Source organism: Streptomyces sp. NPDC041135, assembly GCF_055592085.1.
In genome coordinates, this window is record NZ_JBVIYZ010000061.1 from 1 (window position 1) to 10,448 (window position 10,448).

11 protein-coding genes are annotated in these 10,448 nt (G+C 66.7%); 4 read left to right on the plus strand and 7 right to left on the minus strand.

Going from position 1 to position 10,448, the window contains the following annotated elements; genetic code table 11:
• Window positions 1-515: 515 nt before the first annotated feature.
• Both ACZ6CZ_RS37080 and ACZ6CZ_RS37085 read right to left on the minus strand, forming a co-directional pair.
• On the minus strand, window positions 516-1,094 hold the full coding sequence (locus ACZ6CZ_RS37080; protein WP_469030354.1) for a hypothetical protein: 579 nt from the start codon (window positions 1,092-1,094) through the stop codon (window positions 516-518).
• Between the two features lie 81 nt (window positions 1,095-1,175).
• On the minus strand, window positions 1,176-1,598 hold the full coding sequence (locus ACZ6CZ_RS37085) for a hypothetical protein (RefSeq protein ID WP_469030356.1): 423 nt from the start codon (window positions 1,596-1,598) through the stop codon (window positions 1,176-1,178).
• 246 nt (window positions 1,599-1,844) lie between these two features.
• On the opposite strand from ACZ6CZ_RS37085, the gene ACZ6CZ_RS37090 reads away from it, so the two are divergent.
• Complete coding sequence (locus tag ACZ6CZ_RS37090) at window positions 1,845-2,666, plus strand: hypothetical protein (RefSeq protein ID WP_469030358.1); 822 nt, start codon at window positions 1,845-1,847, stop codon at window positions 2,664-2,666.
• Window positions 2,656-5,322 (plus strand): helicase associated domain-containing protein, encoded by a 2,667-nt coding sequence (locus tag ACZ6CZ_RS37095; protein ID WP_469030360.1) that lies wholly within the window; start codon window positions 2,656-2,658, stop codon window positions 5,320-5,322. The genes ACZ6CZ_RS37090 and ACZ6CZ_RS37095 overlap by 11 nt, the downstream gene beginning before the upstream one ends.
• Window positions 5,323-5,391: 69 nt before the next feature.
• Here the strand turns inward: ACZ6CZ_RS37095 and ACZ6CZ_RS37100 are convergent, their stop codons facing one another.
• The 4 genes from ACZ6CZ_RS37100 to ACZ6CZ_RS37115 all read right to left on the minus strand — a co-directional run bounded on the left by ACZ6CZ_RS37100 (window position 5,392) and on the right by ACZ6CZ_RS37115 (window position 9,018).
• Complete coding sequence (locus tag ACZ6CZ_RS37100) at window positions 5,392-6,345, minus strand: hypothetical protein (RefSeq protein WP_469030363.1); 954 nt, start codon at window positions 6,343-6,345, stop codon at window positions 5,392-5,394.
• Between the two features lie 9 nt (window positions 6,346-6,354).
• Window positions 6,355-6,579, minus strand: coding sequence for a hypothetical protein (locus tag ACZ6CZ_RS37105; RefSeq protein WP_469030366.1), 225 nt, complete (start codon window positions 6,577-6,579; stop codon window positions 6,355-6,357).
• Window positions 6,580-6,709: 130 nt separating this feature from the next.
• On the minus strand, window positions 6,710-7,465 hold the full coding sequence (locus ACZ6CZ_RS37110; RefSeq protein WP_469030368.1) for a TIGR02391 family protein: 756 nt from the start codon (window positions 7,463-7,465) through the stop codon (window positions 6,710-6,712).
• 833 nt (window positions 7,466-8,298) lie between these two features.
• On the minus strand, window positions 8,299-9,018 hold the full coding sequence (locus tag ACZ6CZ_RS37115; RefSeq protein WP_469030371.1) for a DUF4145 domain-containing protein: 720 nt from the start codon (window positions 9,016-9,018) through the stop codon (window positions 8,299-8,301).
• Between the two features lie 284 nt (window positions 9,019-9,302).
• Between ACZ6CZ_RS37115 and ACZ6CZ_RS37120 the strand changes: the two genes are divergently transcribed.
• The gene (locus ACZ6CZ_RS37120; protein ID WP_469030373.1) at window positions 9,303-9,599 is read left to right on the plus strand and encodes a hypothetical protein; all 297 of its coding nucleotides are present in this window, start codon (window positions 9,303-9,305) and stop codon (window positions 9,597-9,599) included.
• A gap of 198 nt (window positions 9,600-9,797) precedes the next feature.
• A complete protein-coding gene (locus ACZ6CZ_RS37125; protein WP_469030375.1) occupies window positions 9,798-10,100 on the plus strand; it encodes a hypothetical protein in 303 nt (100 codons plus the stop codon).
• A 123-nt stretch (window positions 10,101-10,223) separates the two neighbouring features.
• Here the strand turns inward: ACZ6CZ_RS37125 and ACZ6CZ_RS37130 are convergent.
• On the minus strand, window positions 10,224-10,448 hold a 225-nt coding region (locus ACZ6CZ_RS37130), incomplete at its 5' end, for an STAS domain-containing protein (RefSeq protein WP_469030377.1).

Consider the following 10,448-nt stretch of genomic DNA (forward strand, 5'->3'; position numbering starts at 1 on the left):
CGCGTGAGCGCTGGCGGGGGGCTGCGCCCCCGCACACCCTGCCTGCTGCGCAGGCAGGGTGACGGTCCGTCCGCTGCGCTCCCGGACCGGCGGGACTCCGTCCCGCTATCAGGCTTCCGCTTCGCTCCAGCCTGGCCGGCGGGTCGGCTGCGCTCTCTCGCCCAAACGGTCCTTCCGGCTGCGCCTCCAGAACCGCTGGGGCCCGCTGGCGCGGGCCGGGCTGGCTGCGAGGGGCGGGGGTCGCTCGTTCGTGTGGGTTCCAGTATGCCGCGCGCATCAGACTGATGCGGCATGTACCGTTGGCAGAAACACGGGACCAACCCCAACCACCCGCACAAGGCGCGGCTTTTGATGTGGGGTCAGCGCCTGAATCCATACAGCAGCTTTGGCGGAACCGGGCCACTCTGTGCTTCAAATCGAAATCCGGATCTACTCTGGAAAATGACAATGCGTCGACTGGAGAATTCCAGCCTATCAACTTAAATGCAAGTTCCCTAATCGGGGAACCTTAGATCTCAGCCGATTGTATTCTCTGGGTCTACTACTTTTTCATCAAGGAGATCTCCGAAGTGCCCGAATACCCACTGGTCGACCATCTGCGGATAAGAGTCGATCAGCTCTTGGGGTAGAGATTGGTACGGTTCTTCGAAGCGGAAACCCCACTGTGAGACGATGTTATCGCCAGCCGCCAAATCAGAAACCGCGGAGCGCAGGCGACGAGTATGCGCGATAATCCTTCTCTCTCCGGCGACGCTGATGCCACCGACGCTGGCGCCCTCATGTGCAATGAAGTTTCTTGCCTTTGTGGCCCGTCGCAGCACAGCCATGGTCTCATCCGGACTCGGAATTTTGCCGGTCAGGGAGCTTAGTGTGGCTGCGAGCATTTTGTCAGATGGAAGGTTGGTGATCATGTCACCCTCCATGACGAACTCAACGCCACTCTTGTGCATTTCAACCAGGTTGATGCATCGAACCATCCAGCGGCACTTCTCTTCGAACGCGTTAGCGAGGTAGAGGGAGCGTCCAACCGAAAGGAACAGGGCGTCGAGCAGATCTGGCTCGCGGGGAGGCAGATGGGTCAAGGACCAAGTCATGCTCTGACAGTAATGGCGTTGTCCAACGAATATTCGGTTGTCGGCGTACACCGGACTGCCTTGTGCAGCTGGCTCGATTCTTCAGACGGCCCGTGCTGTCACACAGCCGAAGACCTGGTCGAAGGAGTGGGCCCGTCGGGTGCTGACTAGGTGGTAAGCACCGCTTCGGTGACGCAGAGCGTGAACGGTGTAGTGGAGCACCTCAGCCGGGGTGAGGACTCGCATGTCGCCCAGGACGTAGTACAGCGGGGTGGGGGCGTTAGTGGCGGTAAAGAGCAGGCCGGCGTTCACGGTGGCAGTGCTGATCGCGTAACGGTCGCTGTGGGTGCTGGGCATGCGGTCCTTGGCGTCGATGGTGACGAGGTCGGCGCCGCGAGCGGCAATGAGGTCGGGGAACTGCCGCAGGCCGGAGCCGGTGCGGCGCAGCGCGTCTTGGATCGGGGCGGGGTAGGTGCCCTGGCCGCAGGCTTGCACGGTCCATCCGCGGTCTCGCAGGGCCTGCATGACACGTGTTTCGTGGCGGTCTCCTGCTTCTTTTCGGGCCTCCCAGTTCGGCATTGCTCCCCCTTGAATCGCCGGACTCGCGTGGTACGAAGCCATGATGCTTCGTGCTACCACCGTAAGGGGTAGGATGCCGTCATGGCGGCATACATTGACCCACGTTTTCGTCCCACGCTATGGCCCGGGACGCCTGTGCCATCGCCACCACTGACGCCCGTTGCGGGAGTCCGAGTGGAGGGTGACTGGATCATGTGGGACGTGCAGGACCCGTTCGCCGTCCGGGAGATGACCGCCCTGCCCGACGACTTCTACCTGCGTGAGCTGCTGGAGCTCGACCCGGACGATTTGCCTACCCTGGCCGACTGGATCGGCACCTACGGCATGTTCTGCGGCTTCGGCACGGAGCTCGACGATGCCAACTGGGGCGAGGACGAAGAGTTCGAACTCCGCGAGCTCGCGGAACGGGAGAACGAGGAGACCGGGGGTTTCGGTATGCACCGCGACCTCCTCAAAATCTACATCCGGGAGGTCCAGACAGCCGTCACGACGTGGCTCGCCTGCTGCCGCGAAGGAGGTCTCGACGAGCTCATCGAACCTGAAGTCACCGAAGCCCGGCTCGCTCAGATGAGGGCCGACAATGTCCACCGAGAGGACGGATGGCCCCAAACCCTCGACGTGCTACGCGAATTCCTCCTGTGGACCCGGCTCAACCAGATGAAAACCGCGATGCAGGAAGCCCTGCGCCCCTTCAGCGTGGGCATCGGCAGTCTCGCCGAACGCCACCCCACCATCTACTCCGTGGCCTTCCTCCAGCTCTATAACCACATGGCCGAAGGCGCGACCGTACGCCAATGCGCCAACGAGACCTGCTGCCGCCCCTTCGTTCGCCAACGCGGTCGTGCCGAGTACGGCCAACACCGCACCAGCGGGATCAAGTACTGCTCCCGCGAATGCGCCCGCGCCCAGGCCCAGCGAGAACTACGCCGACGCCGCAAGCACCAAAGACCCGCGTCGGCACCGGAGCTTGAAACAGCCGAACCCCAGCTCGCCGCCGACCCGCATGGAGCCTGAGGTGATCAGCCTTCGACAGCACCAGGTCGACCAGCGCACCGCGTTCCGCAAGTGGGTGGGATTCCCGGCAAGGTCATCCGTGCCTCCGCAGGGTGCCCGGGGCACGATCGTGTCAGCGACTGGCTCGGGCAAGACGATCACAGCCGCCGCGTGTGCGCTGGAGTCGTTCGCGGACGGCCGGATCCTCGTAACCGTGCCCACCCTGGACCTGCTCGCGCAGACCGCTCAGGCGTGGCGGGCCGTGGGCCACCGAGCCCCGATGGTGGCGGTGTGCTCCCTGGAGAACGACCCGGTGCTGAAGGAGCTGGGGGTACGGACCACCACCAACCCGATCCAGCTCGCCCTCTGGGCGGGGTCTGGGCCGGTGGTCATGCTTGCCACATACGCCTCCCTGGTTGACCGCGATGACATCGACGCACCGGAGAGCCAGCGGAAGGTTCGCGGGCCGCTGGAGGCCGCTCTGGCGGGTGGAGACCGGCTGTACGGCCAGCGCATGCCGGGCTTCGACCTCGCGATCGTGGATGAGGCCCACGGAACCGCCGGTGATCTTGGGCGCCCGTGGGCGGCCATCCACGACAACGCCCGCATCCCGGCGGACTTCCGGCTCTACCTCACCGCGACCCCCCGCATCCTCGCCGCGGCCCGGCCGACCAAGGGCGCGGACGGCCAGGAGGTGGAGCTCGCGACTATGGCCGATGACCCGGATGGCACCTACGGCGCATGGCTCGCAGAACTCAGTCTGAGCGAGGCGATCGAGCGCGAAATCCTTGCGGGATTCGAGATCGACGTACTGGAGATCCGCGACCCCTCGCCCGTTCTCGGGGAGTCGGAGGAGGCGCGGCGGGGCCGGCGCCTGGCACTCCTGCAGACCGCGCTCCTGGAGCACGCCACCGCCTGGAACCTGCGCACTGTCATGACCTTCCACCAGAAGGTCGAGGAAGCCGCCGCGTTCGCCGACAAGCTGCCCCAGACGGCAGCCGAGCTGTACCTGAACGACGCCTCAGACGAGGACCTGGCCGCCGCGGACATACTGCCGGAGTCCTCCATCGACGCGGAGTTCTATGAACTCGAGGCCGGCCGCCACGTCCCGCCGGACCGCGTGTGGTCGGCGTGGCTGTGCGGCGACCACCTCGTCAGCGAGCGGCGTGAAGTCCTGCGGCAGTTCGCCAACGGCATCGGCGCGGCAGGGCGCCGGGTGCACCGCGCCTTCCTCGCCAGCGTTCGCGTGCTCGGGGAGGGCGTGGACATCACCGGCGAACGGGGCGTCGACTCGATCTGCTTCGCGGACACCCGCGGCTCCCAGGTGGAGATCGTGCAGAACATCGGCCGCGCGCTCCGGCTCAACAAGGACGGCAGCACGAAGGTGGCCAGGATCATCGTGCCGGTGTTCCTGGAGCCCGGCGAGGACCCGCAGGACATGGTCGCCTCCGCGAGCTTCAAGCCGCTCGTGGCCGTGCTCCAGGGGCTGCGCAGCCACGATGAGCGCCTGGTCGAGCAGCTCGCCTCCCGCGCACTCACCAGCGGCAAGCGCAAGGTCCACCTCCAGCGCGCTGAGGACGGGCAGATCGTCGGGGCCGGCCGAGAGGACCAGGAGCAGGACGACACCGACGCCGCTGCCGAGTCCGCCCTGCTCCACTTCTCCAGCCCGCGCGACGCGGCGACCATCGCGGCGTTCCTGCGCACCCGGGTCTACCGGCCGGAGTCACTGGTGTGGCTGGAGGGCTACCAGGCCCTGATCCGCTGGCGGGCGGAGAACGAGATCACCGGCGTCTACGCCGTGCCCTACGACGTTGAGGTTGAGGTCGGGGCGACGAAGGCGTTCCCGCTTGGGCGGTGGGTGCACCAGCAGCGGAAGGCGCTCCGGGCGGATGAGCTGGAGGAGCGGCGCAAGGTCCTGCTAGACGCGCCGGAGGCCGGGATGGTCTGGGAGCCCGGTGAGGAAGCGTGGGAGGCCAAACTGGCCGCACTCAGGTCGTATCGGCGGGCCACCGGGCACCTTGCGCCGCGTCAGGACGCAGCCTGGGGCGAGGGCGAGGCGATGGTGCCCATCGGGCAGCACATCGCCAACCTCCGGCGGAAGGGCACGAAGAACGGCCTGGGCAAGGACCCGGAGCGGGCCGCCGTGCGCGCGGCGCAGCTGACGGAGATCGACCCAGACTGGGACTGCCCGTGGCCGCTGGACTGGCAGCGGCACTACCGGGTGCTCGCGGACCTGGTCGACGCCGACGGCCAGCTGCCCGACATCGCACCCGGCGTGCTGATGGACGGCGACGACATCGGCAGGTGGCTCAAGCAGCAGAAGCAGCCGGCTATCTGGTCGCGGCTCCTGCCCGAGCAGCAGGAGCGACTTACCCTGCTGGGCGTCACGCCCGCTGAGACGCCGTCTCCCACACCAAGCTCCAAGGCTGCGACGAAGGGGCAGGGCAAAGTATCGCAGGCGTTCCAGCGGGGCCTGGCGGCCCTCGCGCAGTGGGTGGAGCGGGAAGGCTCCCGACCTGTGCCGCGCGGCCACGCTGAGGAGATCGTGGTCGAGGGTGAGACCAACCCGGTGGTCGTGAAACTGGGCGTATGGACATCGAACATTCGCGCGAGGCGGAACAAGCTCACCCAGGAGCAACTGGAGGCGCTGCGGGCGCTGGGAGTGGGCTGGGCATGATCTGGCCCGTGCGTGAGGGGCGCACGGGCAGCAGGTTCTTCCCTCACGGCCTGCTCGCACTGCCGGCTATCAGTCGGTGACTGAGGGCGGCAGCGGAATGTCGTACCGCTGGAAGAGCTCCCGGAAGAAGCCTGCGACTATGCGCGGGCCGTTGTTCCGGTCCAGTTCATGGCCGCCGAAGCGGTAGACGTCGTAGCCGGAAAGGCTCAGCTGCCGATCCTCCGACACCATCTGGGCGTAGAGCTGTGGGCTCGCTTTGCCGTCGACTGAGTAGTGCTGTTGGCCGTCGACCTCCAGGACCACGCGCACTCGGTTCGGCAGCAACAGGAGGAAGTCCATGCGCTGCCGAGCGAGAGGGCCCGGTTCGGCACGGCGCTTTGCCGTGTAGGGGTCGTAGTGGAGGTACACCTGCGGGATCAGGGCGGGCAGTGCATGTCCTCCCTCCCGGAAGTACAACGCCGCGTAGGTGTGGAACAGGACCTCTTCCGGCGGGGACGCAAGCGAATCCGCAAGCCGTGCACACAACGCCTGGGAGGCAGACGGCTTATCCTTCTGACCATCCGGTTGCGTTAGCTGCCACCAGTCGACGAGGGCTGCCCACGACAGGCCGGCGGCGTCGAGAGGTCGGGTGTACGTCAGGCAGTATTCGGCGTTGCGGACGATCTCCAGGCGGTTACTGACGGCGTCGCGCAAAACGATGTCGGGCTTGGGACCGTTGGCCGCGAAGATCAGGTTCTTGAACTCGCCGTCGACTCCGGTCATGCCGAGCGACGCAAGAATCTGCTCCAGCTCTGGAACGTCGTACTCGTCCGCCACCTTGCGGGCCACGGCCGTCAGTTCCGGCACCGCCAGCGGTCGCAGGCGCGTGAGAACGTAGCGGAACTTGCTCCTGAAGGCTTCGTCTTCTTCACCCGGCGCGAGCCCCAGACGCACGCACTCAGCCGGAACCTCGTAGGACTTCAACTCGGCTACAGCGCTGGCTATAGCGGAGCGCAGCGTTTCCGGTTTGACCGCATCTCCCATGGCCGGAGACTACTGGCCCGCGTCCCGACGATCGACCACCTTCCAGACGTGACCGTACTGGGCCGTCCGTGACTTCTCTCCCGAGGCGGACTGGGCCTGCGCCTCAGGCGCGCACGCAGTCATCAGCGCCTTGCCGGAGTCGGTGATCACGCGCAGCACCTGTTCGCTCCACACCCGCCCGAAGCGATGCACGTCGCACCGTACGACCGTCTGCCCCGTCGGGAAGGTCTTCACCGCAGCTTCCCTCGTGAGCGTGGATCGGAGCGTCCGGCCGCGCGGGCACCACCTCAGCGCTCCGAGGGCGGACCGGGCAAGCCGCCGTTCGGGGCGCCTCTCCGGCTCTCGCGCTCACAACAACCCGTTGTCAGGCTCCTGCCTCACCACTCTGCGTACGCTGCTTGGCCCGTTCGACTTGTCGCAGCAGCAGGTCGGCGAACTGGATGATCTCTGCGGCCTCGATCGGGTCGTCGAACTTTACGGTGCGATGGCTGGAGGGGTTCTTGTATGCGCCCATGGCTCCGGCGAAGAGAGCCGAGGCGGCTTCCTGCTCGCCGCCTTCGGCTTCGGCGTCAGCCAGCGGCCCGCCTGCTTTGCCGTTCTTGTGTGGCTGGAACGCTGCACGCATGAGGGGCACGCCGACCAGGAAGTTGTCGAGGCCGGAGGCTTCCCGCACGGCGACCTCGACTGCTTTCATGGCCGCGAAGCTGGCGATCTCGTACTCGCCCAGATGGAAGTTGGTGCGCACCGGCCCCTCCAGGGTTGGGTGCAACGGGCCTGAAAGGCGTTCGCCGGCCTCGAACCGCGTCAGGCCAGAAGGCTCCTTCGCCAGCTCCATGCCCTCCTGCGAGACCCGGCGGAAGGCTTCGTTCTGGGTCCGGTCCCGGGCGAGCAGCGCCCGGGACTCAAGCCATGACCAGGCATCGGCCAGCTTGTCGAGAAGCTGGCCGACGTCCGGCTCTCCTTCGTACGCGCGGGCCGCAGTCGAGCCCACGATGCTGTTCAGCTGAAGAGCACGCCCGTTCCCACTCGCCAGGTGCTTGAGCAGGAGCAGGGCGACGTCCCGTATCGGAAGCTCCCGTACCTGCTGGGCAGGGACGGGAGCGTGGTAGGTGAAGGTCACGCCGTCACAGTAGGGGTACACGCCGACAGGGGACACCGACTTGGTGCGTCAGGGCCGCCGACGGAACCAGCCGCGGCCCTGGCCCGGCTCTGGGTCCTCCTCCAGCAGCGACGACGCCAGACCTCGGCGCTCTGCCCAGAGGACGTCGACCGCAGGCTGAACATTCTGGTCCGCGCAGCTGCCGCCGCCGGCGAACGCACCTCCCGCGCAGAACTCCTAGCCGCCCTCGTCGCCGCCGTAGACGTCGAACCCGAGCAGGTAGCCGCTCTGCTGCACCACTACCGTCGCCTGCCAGCCGACGCACTCACCGGCGACCAAGACAGAGACGACCTGCCCGCCGTACGCGCAACAGGCCCAGGCCGCGTCGCCTCGACATTACGAACCGCTGCCCTGCCAGGTCACAGACCAACCCCAAGGCCCGCTGACCATCTCCCGGCCCCAAAAGCGGGCGGCTCGTCCAAGCACCGCCGCATATCAATGACCACCGGAAACGCACCGCGCGCAGTGCAGATCACCCGACCTGATCACCACGGCCCGCTACCTGACAAAGCTGCAGATCAGGCCCAAAGACCAGGACCAGCTTCCACGCTCGCCACGGCTACCGAAGCAACAGCACCGTCTGACCATAGCCACACACCAAACTGATCGCTGCAGGCCAGAACACCCGCTCCTGATCACAAACACTGCTCCTGGAAAGACGCGCTGCGGAAGCTGGGCGTGGAATGGGTATGACGCCGTCGTCTGGCCACTGAGTCGAAGTGCACGAGGCCTTGGACGATGGTCCCGGGCCTCGTGCGCATCTCGGCAGCTACCGAAGCTCCCTCACGTTGCGGCTACTTCGACGTCTTGGCTGCGTCACTGCGCGCCTTACGGGCATGTGCCATCCGCTTCCGCTCCGCTGGCTGCACGTAGAGGATCTGTGCGGCTTCCTCGATGAGCTCCGCAAGGTCGGCGATCTCGTCCGCCGCGTACTCAAGGTTGTGGTGGATGCTGTCGTTGCCGACGACGCGGGCCTCGTGCATCGCGTCCACAACATCCTGCGGGAGCCCACGCCCGGCCAATTCCGTGATCTTGTCGTAGAGCGTGTACTTCGTCGCTCCCTGGTCCTTACAGATCTCTTCAACCGCGGCCCGGTATCCGACTCCTGCGAGGCGGTAGCTGCCGGCGTTCTCGGCCTTCGAGGCGTCCGTGAACAGGGAGCGCACCAGCTCCGGCACGTCTTCGGAGAGTTTCCGAGGCAGCGGCTCCGGCCACACCTGACGACGCCAGGATTCGGACGCCTCTTCCAGTCTTGTTGCGGCCTGATCCACAAGGCCGACCAGTTCGACGGTGGCTCGATGGCACAGGTCGCAGGTCCACAGCTGCTCATAAACGACCAAGCCATCCGTCTTCACGATCAGGTTGCTCGAGGCGGTCGGATGGACCTGCCGCTGCTCACGCAGCGACATCGCGACACCGACTGCACACTCAGGATGGGGACACACGGCCCTTCGCTGGCCGAAGGAGCGCTGCTGCAGAGGATCGGGCAATCTGCCGTAGGTGGAGGAAGCCATAGGCGGATTCTTCCTGTCTCTTCTGCTGTTCACCAGCACTTTGAGGGCTCGGCAGCCCACTGGGCACTGCGCCATCGAGGTGAACGGGGCGTGCCCTGCGGCTATGTCTCATGCGCTCGGCTGTCCGCCGGGGATAGCGATACGGGCATGGACCTCAATGACGTCATCGATCGCGCAGAGTTGCATGGGGAAGTGGCGCGCCGGTTCGGCAATCCGCCCGTCCCGGGGCGAGGCCGGCAAGTGGAGCCCGCCTGGCAGGCGCGTGGGCCCTGCTCGAGACCGCGATGAGGACGTATGACCCGGCCAACACCCAAGGCCTGGTCCGGGCGGCGGCGGAGGCCCACCGGCAGTACACCGCACCAGGCGCCCTGATGACCGCTGGCTTCCTGCACTTCATCTTCCAGGAGCTCGATCCCCACAAGCGGTTGGACGCTGCCCTGCACCTTGCCCCGCGGGTGGAATGGGCCGGCCGTGTCGTGGAGTGCGTGCGGGCAGGACTGGGCGATAAGGACTTCTCACTGCTGATCGAGGGCATCAGCGACATCCTGGCCGACGAGGCCGAATCGGTCAGCGTGAGGTGACTCCGGCGTTCTCCGCTCGCGTCGCTGCGTCCGGCACCGATGCCCGCTTGAGCCTGTACAGCGCTTCGACGGGCCCGGTCCACCACGGCCGGCTACCGGATCCGACTGGACGCCATACCGGTACTTGTACTTGTACCGCTCTGCGCTGCCCCGCGTACGGGCCTGGACGCCTGCCGCCTCCCGGGCCAGGCTGTCGAGATGATCGACGCGAACGCCTCCGGCTCGGATGACGGCAGGATCGACAACGTCTCCCTCTACATGGAGACGCTCAAGGCCCGCATGGACCCCGAGCAGTACGACGTCCTGGCCAAGGCCGTGCACGAGACAGCGCACCTGATAGCCGAGGGCCATCAGGCCGGCCCTGTCGGTGACGCCTCACAGTTCACCGATGAGGTGCAGCGGGAGTACGCGACGGTCCTGGCGATTCTCCTGACGGGGAAAGGCAGCATCCGGTGTGCTGTACGCCGCAGCCCGACGTGTAGCGCCTGGCGGAGCGGATGAGCGCGCGTCGCGACCAGTACGTTGGTCGCGGCGCGCGCTTGGCCATGCCCCCGTGCCCCGCGGGAGGAAAGGCCGGGCTGTGCAGTGCCAGCCAGCTGTTGGCGCCTTGGCGAGCGAGGGGTTTCAGGCGGTGGTGCGGTTGCCCTGGCGTGCGGCGAGCGCGGCGTCGGCGCTGGGAAAGGCGGGCAGGAAGGTGTCCATCCCGGTGACGTTGAGCAGGCGGCTCAGCCGGTCGGGGATGGCCGCCAGGGTCAGGGAGCCGTCGGCTTCCTTGGCGCAGCGCCAGATGCCGACGAGGGCGCCCAGTCCTGAGGAGTCGCAGAAGGTGACGCCTGAGAGGTCGGCGAC

Coding starts and splice junctions, on each gene's coding strand:
- ACZ6CZ_RS37115 (WP_469030371.1), bottom strand. CDS start 9,018: ATGGCTTCCTCCACCTACGGCAGATTGCCCGATCCTCTGCAGCAGCGC.
- ACZ6CZ_RS37120 (WP_469030373.1), top strand. CDS start 9,303: ATGAGGACGTATGACCCGGCCAACACCCAAGGCCTGGTCCGGGCGGCG.
- ACZ6CZ_RS37090 (WP_469030358.1), top strand. CDS start 1,845: ATGTGGGACGTGCAGGACCCGTTCGCCGTCCGGGAGATGACCGCCCTG.
- ACZ6CZ_RS37125 (WP_469030375.1), top strand. CDS start 9,798: ATGATCGACGCGAACGCCTCCGGCTCGGATGACGGCAGGATCGACAAC.
- ACZ6CZ_RS37085 (WP_469030356.1), bottom strand. CDS start 1,598: ATGCAGGCCCTGCGAGACCGCGGATGGACCGTGCAAGCCTGCGGCCAG.
- ACZ6CZ_RS37080 (WP_469030354.1), bottom strand. CDS start 1,094: ATGACTTGGTCCTTGACCCATCTGCCTCCCCGCGAGCCAGATCTGCTC.
- ACZ6CZ_RS37100 (WP_469030363.1), bottom strand. CDS start 6,345: ATGGGAGATGCGGTCAAACCGGAAACGCTGCGCTCCGCTATAGCCAGC.
- ACZ6CZ_RS37095 (WP_469030360.1), top strand. CDS start 2,656: ATGGAGCCTGAGGTGATCAGCCTTCGACAGCACCAGGTCGACCAGCGC.